Annotated in this window: 15 protein-coding genes and 1 pseudogene; 7 read left to right on the forward strand and 9 right to left on the reverse strand. The window is 42.4% G+C overall.

What is annotated here, in order from left to right:
* Positions 1–49: 49 nt before the first annotated feature.
* Both C1E99_RS08165 and C1E99_RS08170 read right to left on the reverse strand, forming a co-directional pair.
* Positions 50–1288 carry an extracellular solute-binding protein gene (locus C1E99_RS08165; protein ID WP_105207223.1) on the reverse strand — a complete coding sequence of 413 codons (1239 nt, stop codon included), beginning with the start codon at positions 1286–1288 and terminating at the stop codon, positions 50–52.
* A 12-nt stretch (positions 1289–1300) separates the two neighbouring features.
* A complete protein-coding gene (locus C1E99_RS08170; RefSeq protein WP_105207224.1) occupies positions 1301–3469 on the reverse strand; it encodes an alpha-galactosidase in 2169 nt (722 codons plus the stop codon).
* Between the two features lie 110 nt (positions 3470–3579).
* On the opposite strand from C1E99_RS08170, the gene C1E99_RS08175 reads away from it, so the two are divergent.
* Entirely contained in the window at positions 3580–4413 is an 834-nt protein-coding gene (locus C1E99_RS08175; protein WP_105207225.1) for an AraC family transcriptional regulator, read from the forward strand.
* Between the two features lie 78 nt (positions 4414–4491).
* On the opposite strand, the gene C1E99_RS08180 is transcribed toward C1E99_RS08175, so the two are convergent.
* Together C1E99_RS08180 and C1E99_RS08185 are read right to left on the reverse strand one after the other, a co-directional pair.
* Complete coding sequence (locus C1E99_RS08180; RefSeq protein WP_105207226.1) at positions 4492–5655, reverse strand: MalY/PatB family protein; 1164 nt, start codon at positions 5653–5655, stop codon at positions 4492–4494.
* A 3-nt stretch (positions 5656–5658) separates the two neighbouring features.
* Positions 5659–6750 carry a cystathionine gamma-synthase gene (locus tag C1E99_RS08185; protein ID WP_105207227.1) on the reverse strand — a complete coding sequence of 364 codons (1092 nt, stop codon included), beginning with the start codon at positions 6748–6750 and terminating at the stop codon, positions 5659–5661.
* 200 nt (positions 6751–6950) lie between these two features.
* Here C1E99_RS08185 and C1E99_RS08190 point away from each other — a divergent pair, with 200 nt between their 5' ends.
* The 6 genes and pseudogenes from C1E99_RS08190 to C1E99_RS08220 all read left to right on the forward strand — a co-directional run bounded on the left by C1E99_RS08190 (position 6951) and on the right by C1E99_RS08220 (position 9340).
* Positions 6951–7217: a hypothetical protein gene (locus C1E99_RS08190; protein ID WP_161951176.1), complete on the forward strand. Its 267-nt coding sequence runs from the start codon at positions 6951–6953 to the stop codon at positions 7215–7217.
* A gap of 13 nt (positions 7218–7230) precedes the next feature.
* The gene (locus C1E99_RS08195; RefSeq protein WP_105110059.1) at positions 7231–7485 is read left to right on the forward strand and encodes a hypothetical protein; all 255 of its coding nucleotides are present in this window, start codon (positions 7231–7233) and stop codon (positions 7483–7485) included.
* A gap of 9 nt (positions 7486–7494) precedes the next feature.
* Positions 7495–7746, forward strand: coding sequence for a hypothetical protein (locus C1E99_RS08200; RefSeq protein WP_105207229.1), 252 nt, complete (start codon positions 7495–7497; stop codon positions 7744–7746).
* Between the two features lie 227 nt (positions 7747–7973).
* Entirely contained in the window at positions 7974–8723 is a 750-nt protein-coding gene (locus C1E99_RS08210) for a tRNA1(Val) (adenine(37)-N6)-methyltransferase (protein WP_105207231.1), read from the forward strand.
* On the forward strand, positions 8713–8982 hold the full coding sequence (locus C1E99_RS08215; protein ID WP_105107870.1) for a GIY-YIG nuclease family protein: 270 nt from the start codon (positions 8713–8715) through the stop codon (positions 8980–8982). Before C1E99_RS08210 ends, C1E99_RS08215 begins: the two co-directional genes overlap by 11 nt.
* Positions 8972–9340 (forward strand): annotated as a pseudogene (locus C1E99_RS08220) (potassium channel family protein). Before C1E99_RS08215 ends, C1E99_RS08220 begins: the two are co-directional and overlap by 11 nt.
* Positions 9341–9352: 12 nt before the next feature.
* Here the strand turns inward: C1E99_RS08220 and C1E99_RS08225 are convergent.
* The 5 genes from C1E99_RS08225 to C1E99_RS08245 form a co-directional block, all read right to left on the reverse strand.
* Positions 9353–9964, reverse strand: a complete 612-nt coding sequence (locus tag C1E99_RS08225) for an FMN-dependent NADH-azoreductase (RefSeq protein WP_105207232.1) — start codon at positions 9962–9964, stop codon at positions 9353–9355.
* A 118-nt stretch (positions 9965–10082) separates the two neighbouring features.
* The gene (locus C1E99_RS08230; RefSeq protein ID WP_105207233.1) at positions 10083–10493 is read right to left on the reverse strand and encodes a GNAT family N-acetyltransferase; all 411 of its coding nucleotides are present in this window, start codon (positions 10491–10493) and stop codon (positions 10083–10085) included.
* Between the two features lie 111 nt (positions 10494–10604).
* Positions 10605–11204, reverse strand: a complete 600-nt coding sequence (locus C1E99_RS08235) for a DUF1648 domain-containing protein (RefSeq protein WP_105207234.1) — start codon at positions 11202–11204, stop codon at positions 10605–10607.
* Entirely contained in the window at positions 11191–11469 is a 279-nt protein-coding gene (locus C1E99_RS08240) for an autorepressor SdpR family transcription factor (RefSeq protein WP_002936205.1), read from the reverse strand. Before C1E99_RS08240 ends, C1E99_RS08235 begins: the two co-directional genes overlap by 14 nt.
* Before the next feature lie 318 nt (positions 11470–11787).
* Positions 11788–16152, reverse strand: a 4365-nt coding sequence (locus C1E99_RS08245; protein WP_153060172.1) for a MucBP domain-containing protein, incomplete at its 5' end; no start/stop codon positions are given.

The raw sequence follows: 16152 nt of genomic DNA on the forward strand, positions 1-16152 counted from the left end.
CTATAAAGAAGAGCTAGGCTAATCTAGCCCTCCTTATAGTTTTCTTGAATTATTTTTTCATTGGGTCAAAGAAGGCATTTAATTTCTTCACAAGTTCGCCTGAATTTGGATTTTTCACTGCTTCTACTGTAATATTCCAGAACTCTTCTTCTGATTCCCATTCAGATTGCAACCAAACTACGTGTTTATCAGTAAAGGCATATTGTGTAACTCCGGCTGTTTCTTCAAACTTGCCTTCTGTTTCAACGCCTTCTACAGAAGTTGGTGAGCCATCTACATCATAGTATTTCTGGATAACTTCTGGACGAGAGAGGTATTCTAGGAATTTTTTAGACTCTTCTGGGTGCTCTGTATCTGCTGAAATTGATAGAGCAAGGTCAGCTGCACCGATGGTATAGTCGCCACCTTCTTTATCACCAGGGAATGTAAACATACCGTATTCAAATTCTGGTTCTTGTTGGTTTACAGCTGTAGCTGCCCAAGTACCTTGTGGAAGCATGAGAGCATCTCCTGCTGCAAAGGCTGCCACCGCATCTGCATAAAGCGCACCAGTTGCCCCTTTTTGTCCATTATCTGTCAACAGTTGCAAGCGTTCTAGAACTGCTTTTGTAGTCGCATCATCTTGAATTGCGCCTTTGGCACTACGGATTAGAATATCTTCTGCGCCATCAAATCCACCTGCAACAGTTACCCATGCCAACTGATGGTAGCCGTTCAAGGACCAAGCATCGTTCAATGAAAGAGCAAACGGTGCTGCACTGCCATCAGCCTTGATTTTGTCTACCAAAGCCACAAATTCTGCATAGGTAGTTGGAACTTCGAGACCTAATTCTTTGAACTTATCCTTATTATAGTAAATACCATAGGCATTTGCTGTCAAAGGAAGGGTGTAATTTTTTTCGTTAACAAGATAAGGCGCTACAGCACCATCTTTTAGATGACTGAGACCTGCATCATCACCAATTTCTAGGAAACGACCATCCGCTGCATATGCTTTGAAGTCCGCATTTTGTGGATAAATGTTAATCACATCTGGCGCTTCATTGTTGGCCATACGGGTTTTCAAAACAGTTCCTGCATCTGGTACATTTGAAAATTTAACATCAATCGTAGGATTTTCTTTTTCAAATTCATCAATAATTTCCTGTAGAGTTGCTTGCATTTCTGGTTTTTGTGAGAAATATTCAATCTCAACCTTATCACTACCACCACTTGCGTTCCCACAAGCTACCAAGAAGCTGGCAAAGGCACAAACTGACGCACATTTTAAAAATGTTTTCATTTTCATTATAAAATCCTCCTAGATTTTGTTAAAAATATATTGTACACTAAAATAATCTTTTTGAACATGGGGCATAGTAAGCCCAATGTTCATCAATTCATCCCCGTAGAATGTCTCTCCTAATTGTGGGCATTCGTAAAGGGCATCTGGGGCAAGTCCTTTTAATTGAACCTGTAAAAGCGGAGCTTCTGATTGAGCTAGTATTTTAACAAATGTAAATACTGCTTGACTTTTATCTTTGTTCACATAGTTTGCAGCCCATGTATTGCTTGTTTTTTTCAAGCGATAGAGCAAGCCTTCCTGAACTGTTGAGCGAATGGACTTGAAGGTTTGAATTTGTTGACGAATTTCATCCAATTCCACTTGAGAAAGTTTCGTCAAATCCAGCTCGTACCCAAAGGCTCCTCCCATCATAGCGACATTCCCACGTGTGGCAAGTGGGGTAATTCGACCGACTTGGTGGTTTGGAACAGCCGACACGTGTGCTCCCATAGAAGAGGCAGGTAAAATCAAACTCGTTCCTTCTTGGATAGAAAGTCGACCAATCGCATCTGTATTATCACTAGCCCAAGCCTGTGGCATATAGTAGAGCAACCCGAGATCATTTCGACCACCGCCACCAGCACAGGATTCAAATAAGATGTCTGGAAAACGCTTGGTCAAGGTATCCAATACCCGATAGAGACCTAAAATGTAGCGATGGTGGAATTCGTAGCGTTGATGATTTGCATAGGCTGGAGACATACTGGTGATATTGCGGTTCATATCCCATTTTACGTAACGAATTGGTGCTGACTCCAATATACTTGAAACCGAAGCAATAATATAATCACAAACTTCTGACTTAGTTAAATCCAAAACCAGTTGCTCACGACTGTAAATTGGTTGTCTTCCGTCAATTTGAATGGCCCAGTCTGGATGTTCCCTATACAGATCACTATCAATTGAAATCATTTCCGGTTCAAACCACAGACCAAATTCCATACCAAGTTGGTTGATTCTATCTGCCAGACCATTTAAGCCATTTGGCAATTTCTCCAAATTGACTTTCCAATCGCCTAATGAACTCTCATCATTATTCCGTTTGCCAAACCAGCCATCATCTAGTACAAAAAGTTCTACTCCAACTTGACTTGCCGATTTCGCCATCTCTACGATCTTATCTTCAGTAAAATCGAAATAGGTCCCTTCCCAGTTATTAATAAGGATCGGGCGTTCTTGATGGCTAAACTTCGAAGCCACAATATGATTTTTTATGAACTCGTGACTATCTTGTGTCATGCCAGTCAACCCTTTATCAGTGAATGATAAGAGGACTTCTGGTGTTTGGAAACGTGAATGTTGTCCTAATTCCCAACAAAATTGCTCATCATTCAATCCCATGCCCCAACGACAGGTCTCTAAAGGTGTCACTTCAACAAATCCAGTGAAATTTCCACTATATACTAATTGAGCAGCGTAGACATGACCACTATCTTCGGTTGTTGTTGGATCCGCCAACGCTAAGAATGGTGTTTTTGAATGACTTGAGGCACCACGAATACTTCCAATAGAAAATTTTCCTTTGGTTAATGGTGTTTGTGTCCACTCTTTCTCGTAACCATAACGTCCAGCTAAGCTATGGACTGTAAAATCCTTATGTGGAAAATCGAGGGTAAAAGACAAAGCCTTTTCGATTTTTGTTGGAAATTGACCTGTTTGAATGGTTGTAGAACGGCTAAGATAATTCGCGTCCTCAAACACACTGTACTGAAGCGTCACAGTAATATCTGTTAGCTGATCATAGAGATCAATCTCTAGACTATCTACCTCGTCCTCATCAGCAAAACTAGAAGGTAATCCTTCAAGTGCTTGTTTGCCTTTCTTTATTCTGTGTGCCTTATACTTTAAATCCAATGCCACACCAAACTCATTTCTCAAGTCAATTGCAGCTGTTCGGAAATCACCTAAACCATTACTAGAGTACTCCTGTTGTAAGGTATCCATAGAGTATGTCCTGTTTCCAGAAATCGGACTTGGTGAAAAGGAACGATCTAGATATGTGATTTTGTTTCCAGAACTAAAATTTTTAACCTTTTTACCAAAATATCTGTGAACTAAATCTCCTGTTTCCAAAATTTGAATAATGTATGAAAACTCTCTAGTTTGTAAGTGGAATAAGCGTTTTTCTTCTATAAATTGAATCATTTTCTTATCTCCTGTCTCATTTACATACTTTATTTTATAAAATGAAAACGCTTTAATTAATAGTCTTTTGTATCATAAACATGTTATAATGTTTCCTAAGGAGGATGAAAATGAATATTCTGAATATCTATAATGAGCTTGACAGCCATAATTTTGACCTAAATGTCGACCATTATGGTGCCGAACAATGTGATAAGAACTACTCATTTGGACCAACAATCCGAAATAACTATGTACTACATTTTATTACGAATGGAAAAGGTAAGATTACAATCAATGGAGATACGACTGAACTAACCGCCGGAGATATTTTTGTACTTCCAAAAAATCAATCCATTTTTTACCAGGCTGATGGGATAGAGCCTTGGACCTATACTTGGGTGGGTTTCAGCGGCTCTCGTGCTGAAAGCATCCTGACTCAAACTCGACTTCTAGAAAAATATTATCTCCATTCAAACCTCGATTCTCCTATATTAAAAAAGATGATTGACATCAATCATACAAAAAACCAATCTCTTCCAATGACTACGGAACTAATTCTTATCGGTCATTTGAATCAATTGCTCGCAGCACTTGTTGAAGAGTTCCCGAACGATGCATTTAAAGATGCCAATACAATTGCAAAAAATTATGTACATCACGCAATAAAAATAATACATAGTCAATATAGCAGTCCCATTAAAGTATCTGAAATCGCGGAGCAATTGGCCTTAAGTCGTAGTTATTTGTATAAAATTTTCAAGCAAGAAACTGGCTACTCTATCAAAGATTATATTGTTCAAGTAAAAATGAACCATGCATGTCAACTACTCGCTACTCCAGAACTTAGTATCACTGAAATCGCAAATTCTGTCGGCTACTTTGACCCCCTGGTTTTTAGTAGTGCATTCAAAAACCAATATTATATGAGTCCAAGTGATTATCGGAAATTTCATTTTCATTAATTCTATACGCCAAGACATTTCAAGTTCACAAAAAACAAAAAAGGATATTCTGAACAACGAGCAGAACATCCTTTTTAATTATCTACCAAACACTTCTACAATTCGTTCACAGGCTTCTTTTATGGTTTCAAACGGTGCTGCTGCATTGAGGCGGGCATGTTTGAGACCTTCTTTTCCAAAAGTTTGTCCATCGTTTAGGACAACTTTTGCCTCTTCTCTTAATTTTCGATGGATTTCAACATGTTCCAAATCATAAGCTGAGAAATCTAGCCAAACCAGATAAGTCCCCTGTGGTTTCAAGACCTTTATCTTGGTATGCTGGGTCAGATAGTCCGACACAAAGTCGATATTATTTTCAAGAACTGGTTTCAATTCTTCTAACCATGGACCGCCATATCGAAAGGCTGTTTCTGTTGTAATCAGGCCTATTGCTGGAATTTCATGTTGGTTATTGACCAACTGTCTCCTCGTGAAAGCCTTTCTCAAGTCTGGATTTTCAATGATGGCAAAGCTATTTTTGGTACCAGCAATATTAAATGTCTTCGTGGCAGAAGATAGAATAATCGAAAAATCTTTAAAATCTGAGTCCACCGTATTGAAACTGTGGTGCTTATTTCCGTAAAGCGTAAGGTCTTGGTGAATTTCATCTGAAACCAACACTACCTTATGCTTACGACAAAGTTGGCCAATTTTTTCCACTCCTTCCTTGGTCCAAACACGACCACCTGGATTATGGGGATTGCAGAAAATGTAGAGTTTCACTTCCTGTTCTACAAGTTCTCGTTCCAGCTGCTCAAAATCGATTTGGAATTGGCCATTTTCCACGCGCAAGGAATTGGTCACCAACTGACGATTGTTTAATTTTACCGTGCGGGCAAAAGGAGGATAGACAGGTGTATTGATAAGGACGGCATCTCCCTCTTCAGTAAATGCCTGAATTGCAACAGAAAGCGCTGGTACCACTCCTTCAATTAAAACGATACTTTCTCTTCCAACCTCATAGCCGTGTTGGTCTTTTTCCCAGTCAATAATGGATTGAAAGAGGGAATCACTAGCGTAGGGATAGCCAAAGATGTGTTGGTCCGCATACTGGCGAATGGCAGAGCGAATTTCGAGCAGGGGTTCGAAATCCATATCTGCAACCCAAAGTTGGAGCAATTCTGGATCCTGCTCACTCGTTTTCCACTTCTCTGAATGGTGACTCAATCGATCAGGTCTTGTTGTAAAATCATACTGGGTCATCTCTTATCCCTCCAAGGCTATTTTTAAATCTGCAATCAAGTCTTCCGCATCCTCAATACCAATTGATAAACGAAGAAGATCATCTGTCAGTCCGTAAGAATGACGGGTTTCAGCTGGAATATCTGCGTGGGTCTGAGTGGCTGGGTAGGTAATCAAGCTTTCCACTCCTCCCAAACTTTCTGCAAAGGTAAAGACTTGCAAGGTATTGAGAATATGAGGAATGCGGCTTTCATCTACTACTTTTACAGAAATCATTCCCCCCTTACCTGTATAATAAACCTGCTTGACTGCTGGGCTATTTTCCAAATAAGCTACAATTTTCTGAGCATTTTGTGTAGCTCGTTCCATGCGCAGCGAGAGGGTTTTCAGACCACGCATGAGTAGGTAGGCATCCAATGGCGAAAGGGTTGGACCTGTTGTATTTTGGTCGTAAAAGAGCTTGTCATAGAGGGCCTGGTCATTGGTCATGAGTACGCCTGCTAGGACATCATTATGCCCTGACAGGTACTTGGTCGCTGAGTGTAAGACAACATCGGCACCAAGCAAGAGAGGATTTTGATAAATAGGGCTATAAAAAGTGTTATCGACAATCACCTTGGCACCTTTGGCATGGGCGACAGCCGAAACTTTAGCAATATCAAACTCAACCATGAGAGGATTGGTAGGCGTTTCGAGGAATACATAGTCTGTCTGATCCGTGATGGCAGCCAGCAAGTCCTCTTCTGTATTGGCATAGGTGAATTTAAAGCGGCCCAACTGCTCCTGCTCGTTGAACCAGCGGAAGGATCCGCCGTAGAGGTCACGCGCCACTACTACCTTACTGCCTACTGGGAAACCGTTAAAGAGCAAGACCAGGGCAGCCATACCAGAGCTAGTCACTAGGGCATAGTCAGCCTTTTCAATCGCTGCCAGGGTCTTTTCCAAGCTAGCTCTGGTAGGATTTTTGGTCCGTGTGTAGTCGAAGCCTGTTGATTGACCAAATTCTGGATGCTGATAGGTGGTTGAAAGGTGGATAGGGGAAATCAAGGCCCCTGTTTTCTCATCACTATTGATGCCCGTATGCGCTAAAATCGTATCAATCTTATAATCTGTCATAACATCTACTCCAATCTAACTTACTAACTAGTCTAGCATGAAATAGAAGATTTGGTGTGAAAAACCTCAAAAAATGCTTATAGAAAAATAGGGTGCCTTGTTATAGTTTTTCTTTATAACTAGACTAGGCTGGACTTACCAATAAATACTTTCAAACCTATAATTTATTTGATATAATAAAAGAAGGAGAGGTGATTGTCATGAAAATCCAGTTTAACAAGCATTTCTATCGGTATAGTGCCTTCTATTCTATGATTTTTTGGACGTGTTTTTTTCTGTCAGACATTTTACTAGATACTTCCCAAACTCCTGCATGGTATAGCCTATTGGCTTATTTGATTATTTTTATCAATGCCATTCGGGTATTCTTCTTCAAGGAAGAAAAGGAGCTCACTCGCATGGGCTACATCTTCTATATTGGATTGATTGTGGTGATTATCTATCTGAAATTCATTTTTGGTAAGTAGAAGGAAGTTTACTATGTCTAGGAAATTCAATAAAGTATTCTATCGGACTTGGGAATTTGACTTTTCCCTACTTTGTTTAGTGACCTTTAGTTTCGTAGTTACAAAAGGAATCTTTGGGGTGTTCGATTTCATCCAATTTGCCTTGGGACTTTATGTCGGCTACCTTGCCTTCTTCAAACCTCGTAGCTGGATTAAAAAAACATGGCAACTATACTTGGTCATTAGTTTCATTGTCTCTTGGACAATCATTTCCTTCTTTGTACTGTGAGGATTTTATATGTTTAAGGAATTTAATAAAGAATTTTATCGGAGTTTGAATTTTTATTTGATGATATTGTTATTGCTGGGGAGTATAGGAGAATGGCTAAATAAGGGACCTAGCCTCTGGCTCGCACTCTTGCTCTTTGCTACTGTCGGTACTGCCCGTAGTGCCTTTTGGTCAAAAGAATGGACCTTGAAGGCAAATTGGCAAATCTATCTCTGTATCGCCTTCTTGCTTGTTGGGGTTTGGGTAGAATTTTTTGTTTAAGAGTTGTTGCTGGGCAAAAAGCCCAGCACCGCTTCTCAAAGTTAGTGTCAACATCTCAGCGCAGTGGTTGATTGGCAGATTTGTTCATGTTTTACACTCCAAATCTGACCTAATCAACTGTGCGGGGGTGGGAAGACGAACTCTTTTTGACTTAGTCGAGTTCTTTCCCACTCCCTTTTCTTTCAAAATAAACAGTGATTTTCATTCAAAGATGGTATAATATACCTATGCAAAAAATTGAGTTATTAGACGGAGAGCGGATTGACCAGCTCTTCTCGACAGATGTTCAGATTATTCAAAACCGGGAGGTTTTTAGCTACTCCATCGACAGTGTCCTCCTTTCACGTTTTCCAAAAATGCCTGCTCAGAAGGGGCTGATTGTTGACCTTTGTAGTGGAAATGGGGCGGTGGGCCTCTTTGCCTCCACACGCACCAAGGCTCAGATTATTCAGGTCGAGTTGCAGGAACGGCTTGCTGACATGAATCGCCGCTCCATCGCCCTCAATGGTCTGGAGGAACAGATCTCGGTCATCAATGACGACTTGGCAAACTTGCCTCAATATGATTTGCGGTCCAAAGTGGATTTGATGCTCTGCAATCCTCCCTACTTCAAGGTGGACGAGGGTTCAAACCTCAATGAAAGCGAGCATTATCTTCTAGCCAGACACGAAATTGCAACCAACCTAGACAGCATTTGCCAGGTGGCCCAACAGGTGCTCAAGTCCAATGGTCGCTTGGCCATGGTCCACAGGCCCGACCGATTTTTAGATATTTTGGACACACTGAGGACCTACAAACTAGCTCCCAAACGCATCCAGTTTGTCTATCCAAAGGCCAGCAAGGAGGCCAATATGTTACTGATTGAGGCTATCAAGGACGGCTCGGTGGACGGTCTGCACATCCTGCCACCTCTGGTTGTCCATGAGGAAAACGGCGACTATACTTCGGCTATTCATGAGATTTATTATGGAAAATAAGGCCTACTTTTATGTGCTGGAATGTGCCGACGGGAGTCTTTATACTGGTTATACGACTGATGTGGTCAAGCGGCTTGCTACCCATAATCGTGGGAAAGGGGCCAAGTACACCCGCGGACGCTTGCCTGTCAGCCTGCTCTATCAAGAAGCCTTTGCTAGTAAGCAGGAAGCCATGTCCGCCGAGGCTTTGTTTAAAAAGCGGAGCAGGCAGAGTAAGTTAGATTATATTGCAGAAAGAAAACAAAAAAATGCACAATAAAAAACAAATCCATCGCCTGAGAATTCTCTGGCACATCCTGAAAGTGACAGGTTTTGCGACCTTTCTCACTTCCTTTTTTAGCTTCATCTTCCTAGCAGCTGGTTTGCTACTCTGGTTGGAGCCTGATTTTACCAGCTACGGTGATAGTTTATGGTACAGCTTTGTGACGGCGACTACTGTTTGATATGGAGATTTACTGGTGACAACTACTTTCGGTCGCATCATCAGTATTACTTTAGCTATTTACGGCATTCTCTTTTTGGGCAGTCTGTCAGGTCTGGTGGTCAGCTACTATACCGAAGTCAGCAAACACTATTCCTTAGCCGTTGAACAAGACAAACAAAAAACTGGTTCCTAAGAGCCAGTTTTTTTAGTAACTTTCTAAAATCTCATCAATTTTCCCCATAGCTTCTTCAAAAATAGCTTGCGCCTGGTTTGGATCGGCCGATTGTCCTTCGATAAAGACCTGATGAATGTCTTCAAAGCCCAGAAACTCAAAAATAGACTTGATGTATTGGGCTGCCGGATCTTGACCTGCGTAAACTCCACCATTGGACTGGATATGCAACAATTTTTTTCCCTTGACCAGACCGATAGAGCCCTCAGTTCCATACTTGAAGGTCAGTCCTGCAACGTTAATGGTATTAATCCATGACACTAATTGACTTGGCACATTGAGGTTCCAAAGGGGATTGACCACGACAATCTTATCTGCTGCAAGAAATTGTTGGGTCAAGGCATTATAGCGGTCCAAGCGTTCTGATTGTTCAGGACTGATTTCTATACCTTTTTTGACTGCTCCCATAGATTCTAACAAAGGCTTATCCAAAGCTGGAATCTGGTCCTCAAAGACATCGACTATTTCTATCTCATCCTCTGGATGCAAACTGGCGTACCGAGTTTGAAACTCTTCCAAAGCCCGCAAGGCATAGGACTTTTGTGCGTCGAGGGGGTGGGCCTTTACAATTAATACAGTTGCCATTGTTTCTCTCCTTATCACTAATTATTGATAGTTCTATTCTACTCTTTTTTATTTGAAATTCAAATCATCTGCTCATAGCAAGAGGCTGGTCTCCCAGCCTCTGCTTTTTTAGATTGTTTTATTTTTTTAAATAGGTGTAAGCGACACAGTCCAGGCTATCAACGGCTGTAAAGCCAATTGCCTCATAGAAAGACCGTGTTTTCTCAGTATTGTCTGTCAAGAGATGAAGCTGATAAATACCCGGAAAGTGGGTAACGGCCTGCTCCAAAAGCTGACGCCCAATTCCTTGACGTTGATAGGTTGGCAAAACCAAAATATCCTGAATAAAAACGATTGAATGCCCGTCACCAACTGCTCGCAAGAGACCAACTAGACGGCCACCGTCAAAGGCAGCGAGAACCAGTAGACTATGTTCCAAGGCCTTCTCTAGCATTTCTGGACAGCTGGTATATCCTGTCCAGTCCACAGAAGCATAGAGGTCTAGGACTGCTTGAAAATCAAGTTGAGGATTTTGTCTGTAAGTAATCATGATGTTCTCCTTTGTATTGTTTTTTAGAATACAAAGGCTTTATCCATTGTTAAAATACCCATGGTCTTACCTCCTGTTTTACTACTTCTAGTATAACAAAAACTGCTCCAATTATGAAGCAGTTTTGCAACGACGATAAAAATAATAGAGACTCAAGGTTATGACAGATGTACCAAACAAAATCAGCACAAGGATAGATAGGGATGGTGAGCCTAATAGACTAACTATCAGCAATAATCCACCAATAATGAAGAGATAGCCTGCCTGCTTTCTTCCCTTTCGTTCTATTTCATTGGTCTTGCTATCCAATTCCTCCTTAGGTAAATAATTCCCTATTACCATGTAACCGATAGCCAGCAGTACAATGACAAGTCTCCGGTAATCCAATTCTACTCCTAAATTATACCAGAGTAAAGAAACTTGAACGATAAGAAACAGTAGCGGAAAAAACCATTTGACCACTCGAATGACTGGTGTTTTCCCTATCCCTTTCACATCATAAAGTACACAAATGAATAGGTGAACACAAAAGAATGATAGCGATGTCAAAATCATCATATACTTGGCCATAGAGCCATTTGGCTCACCATTTACGCCAAAATGCGTTACCATGGTATCTGGCAATGCTCCATAGTAACAAATCGTCAATACAGCTATTAGTAGAAATATACCAGAAGTTGCTAATAAGGTTTTTATGTCAATTTTCTTCATCTTGTTGCCCTCCAAAACTTGCAATCCAAACCAAGACTTCTTCAAAGACCGTATAGTTTAGACGATAATAAATAAAATTTTTCTGCTTTTCCTCCAAAATTAATCCAGCTTTTTTCAAAGTGGATAAATGATGAGAAACTGTTGCTCCTGTTAATTGAAATTGTTCTACAATTTCCCCAGCAGACTTCGGCCCCGACTTAAGACTATCTAGAATTTGCCTACGAATAGGAGCAGAAATTGCCTTCAAGGTTTCAGACAATCCCATAATAAGCCTCCTTGTCCATCTATTTAGAAATATTTCTAAATAGAATTTTACTCTGTTTTTATTGTTTGTCAAGAACTATTTCGATTATTTTCTAAATAGATTTCAAAAAAAAACAGACCACTCTTTATGGAGTCCTCTCTTGGTAGAGCATTTCACCTTCCCACTACAGTTGACAAAGAGCCCATTTTTTCTGTAAAACAAAAGACTCATTCTCCTTCCTAGATTAACTCTAGTCGAGAGAATGGGTCTTTTTGATAACCAATATTATCTTCGGTCAAACAATTTGAGCTAATTGATAATAATTGATTGACATACAACTTAGTCTTCTTTACGACGACGTTTAGCTGTATATGCAAATGTTCCTAACAACATTGTTGCCCCAATTATACCTGTAGCTGCTGATGAATCTTCACCAGTATTTGGCAACTGGTGTTGCGCTGGACTAACTGGTTTCTCAGCATCTGCTGGTTGTGTCGGTGCTCCAGGAGCAACTGGTTGTGCTGGTTCAGTTGGTTTAACTGGAACTTCTGGCTCAACTGGTTTATCTGGAGTCGGAGTTACAGGTTTTGTTGGTGTAACTGGTGTACCCGGCTTAATAGGTACATAGTTGATTGGGGTATCTTCACCTGGCTTAGATGGTACTGGCGGTACAATGTAGCCCTTGCTTGGATCATCTGGATCAACCGGTGGCAATGGGGTCACTCCATCTGGACCAACTGGGATAAAACCTGGAACATGTGGTAAAGTCGGAACTTCATCGCCTGGCTTGGTCGGATCAGTTGGATGATTTGGATACGGGATTGGCGTCACTGGTTGACCTGGAATGTTTGGTATCCATGAGCCGATTGGAACATAGACATAAGTCACTACTGTTCCACCTTCTACCATGGTTCCCGTCGCATTGCTTGGAACCTCTTTGAGAAGATAACCCTTGATAACCTTGCCTTCGCTAGTGTAACTATCACCAACCTTGCCTTCTGTGACAACAGGTGGAAGGAGGTCCTTACCAGACTCGTCCACATATTTCACAGTAACTGTCGTGGACTTAGGTGCCTCTGGAACGTAGTTTATCGGCGTATCAACTCCTGGATCCGTTGGAATTGGTGGGAGTTCATAGCCCTTGCTTGGATCATCTGGATCAACCGGCGGCAATGGTGTCACTCCGTCTGGACCGACTGGGATAAAGCCTGGAACATGTGGAAGGGTTGGAACTTCATCTCCTGGTTTGGTCGGATCAGTAGGATGATTTGGATACGGGATTGGAGTCACTGGTTGACCTGGAATGTTTGGTATCCAGGAACCAATTGGAACATAGACATAAGTGACTACTGTTCCACCTTCTACCATGGTTCCAGTCGCATTGCTTGGAACTTCTTTGAGAAGATAACCCTTGATAACCTTACCTTCGCTGGTGTAGTTATCACCAACCTTGCCTTCTGTGACAATTGGTGGAAGGAGGTCCTTACCAGATTCATCTACGTATTTGACTGTGACGGAAGTGGACTTAGGCGCCTCTGGTACGTAGTTTATCGGCGTATCAACTCCTGGATCTGTTGGGATTGGTGGGAGTTCGTAGCCCTTGCTTGGATCATCTGGATCAACCGGTAGCAATGGGGTCACTCCATCTGGACCAACTGGGATAAAGCCTGGTACATGTGGTAAAGTCGGAACTTCATCACCTGGCTTGGTCGGATCAGTAGGATGATTTGGATACGGGATTGGCATCACTGGTTGACCTGGAATGTTTGGTACCCATGAGCCGATTGGAACATAGACATAAGTGACTACTGTTCCACCTTCTACCATGGTTCCCGTCGCATTGCTTGGAACTTCTTTGAGAAGATAACCCTTGATAACCTTACCTTCACTGGTGTAGCTATCGCCTACTTTGCCTTCAAGCTGAGTTGACGGAATCAATTCCTTACCAGATTCATCCACGTATTTGACTGTGACGGTCGTGGACTTAGGCGCCTCTGGTACGTAGTTTATCGGCGTATCAACTCCTGGATCAGTTGGAATTGGCGGAAGCTCATAACCCTTGCTTGGATCATCTGGATCAACCGGTGGCAATGGGGTCACTCCATCTGGACCAACTGGGATAAAGCCTGGGACATGTGGTAAAGTCGGAACTTCATCGCCTGGCTTAGTCGGATCAGTAGGATGATTTGGATATGGGATTGGAGTCACTGGTTGACCTGGAATATTTGGTACCCATGAGCCGATTGGAACATAGACATAAGTGACTACTGTTCCACCTTCTACCATGGTTCCAGTCGCATTGCTTGGAACTTCTTTGAGAAGATAACCCTTGATAACCTTACCTTCGCTGGTGTAGCTATCACCAACCTTGCCTTCGGTGATAACTGGTGGAAGGAGATCCTTACCAGATTTATCCACGTATTTGACTGTGACGGTCGTGGACTTAGGCGCCTCTGGTACGTAGCTTATTGGCGTATCAACTCCGGGATCAGTTGGGATTGGTGGGAGTTCATAGCCCTTGCTTGGATCATCTGGATCAACCGGCGGCAATGGGGTCACTCCGTCTGGACCGACTGGGATAAAGCCTGGAACATGTGGTAAAGTCGGAACTTCATCGCCTGGCTTGGTCGGATCAGTAGGATGATTTGGATACGAAATTGGAGTCACTGGTTGACCTGGAATGTTTGGTACCCATGAGCCGATTGAAACATAGACATAAGTGACTACTGTTCCACCCTCTACCATGGTTCCAGTCGCATTGCTTGGAACTTCTTTGAGAAGATAACCCTTGATAACCTTACCTTCACTAGTGTAGCTATCGCCTACTTTGCCTTCTGTGACAACAGGTGGAAGGAGGTCCTTACCAGACTCGTCCACATATTTCACAGTAACTGTCGTGGACTTAGGTGCCTCTGGAACGTAGTTTATCGGCGTATCAACTCCTGGATCCGTTGGAATTGGTGGGAGTTCATAACCCTTGCTTGGATCATCTGGATCAACCGGTGGCAATGGGGTCACTCCATCTGGACCAACTGGGATAAAGCCTGGAAAATGTGGAAGGGTTGGAACTTCGTCTCCTGGCTTGGTTGGATCAGTAGGATGATTTGGATACGGGATTGGCATCACTGGTTGACCTGGAATGTTTGGTACCCATGAGCCGATTTCTCGATAAACCACTGTTATCGTTTGATCATTGTCATTGGCTGTGATAGTCAAGGCAGGCACCACCGAGGTATCCGTAATATATCCTTTGATTACTGGTGAGTCAACTGCTGGTACCGTTTTACTTTCTGACCATTCACCGTAGGTTACGCTACCTGTCACAATGTTAACTTTGGCTGTTCGTTGGAAATTAACAACTTGTTTAACAATTCTTGGGCTACCATCTTCAGCCAATACTGAAGTTTCATTCTCGTATTTATAAAGAATTGTGCGAATAACGGTTTTGTTTAGGTCGCTTTCTTTCAAGCCATCTGGCCATTTCGGTCCGTCCGGATTATTCGGATCCACTGGTGTGCCTGGGGTCTGTGGAGTATCTGGGGTGATAGAGACAACCTTAGCTTTCACAATGACAGTGAAGGTCTGAGGGGTATCCTTATCAGTGTCAAATACTTGTCCACCTTCCTTGGTGAAGCCATCTGTCACGACTTCATAACCTTGGTTAGTCAATTCAGTAATACGTGCTGTGGTGGTGTAGTTAATTGGCTCACCTGACTTACCGGTCACTTCATCAATGCCACCCAACTGCTGATCATTCTCATCTTGATAGGTGATGGTCGCTTTCTGACCATCTTTGACATAGGTCACAACAATTTCAGTATCTAGGGCAGTCGCTGGGACATCCAATATAGCTTCCACACTTATCTTGTCTGGGGTGTAACCTGCAATAGCTGGCGTATCTACCTTATCGAAGTCGTCATCGGTTGAAGTCCAGTTGCCATAAGTCACTTCTTTAGTCACTAGGTTAACAGTCGCAGTACGCTTGTAGGTCAGAGTTTCGACTACATCTGGCTGTGCTTCAGAGCCATCTTCGTATTGGTACTTGATGGTCCGTGTCACTGTTTGATTGAGGTCACTTTCCTTCAAGCCATCTGGCCATTTCGGTCCGTCTGGATTAGTCGGATCAACTGGCGTGCCTGGGGTCTGTGGATTATCTGGAGTGGTTGTGACAACCTTCTCTCTAAACACAACTGTGTAAACCTGTGGACTTGTTGTATTACGGTCAAATGTCGCATTAGTTGGGAAGTTGTCCTGTACCAATTCATAGCCACGTTCCTCAATCAAGGCAATGGTTTCTGCTGTGCTGTACTCGATCGGCTCGCCTGACTTACCTTTTACTTCATCAGCTGGAGAGAGTACCTTATTGCTACCTTCTTCCAAGTATTGGATGACTGCCTTCTGTTCAAGGGCCTTGTAAGTAATGACTGTTGGCTGAGTTGGGTCAGTCGGTACTGGTGGGATGTAGTTTCCATCTGGATCCTTAGGCAATTCATTTCCATCTGGTCCAACTGGGACATAGCCATCCACTTTCGGAATTGCTGGGGTCGGAGTTGGATCCGCCGGCTTAGTTGGGTCGGTCGGATGGTTGCCATAAGGAATTGGTGGAACTGGGTCTGTACCTGGTGGTGGAGTGATGGTCCAAGAGCTGAGGGCCTTGTAAACGACAATCTCATCTACATTATCTGTCGTAGCACTTGCTTCAAT

Source organism: Streptococcus suis, from assembly GCF_002964045.1.
GTDB classification, from domain to species: domain Bacteria; phylum Bacillota; class Bacilli; order Lactobacillales; family Streptococcaceae; genus Streptococcus; species Streptococcus suis_U.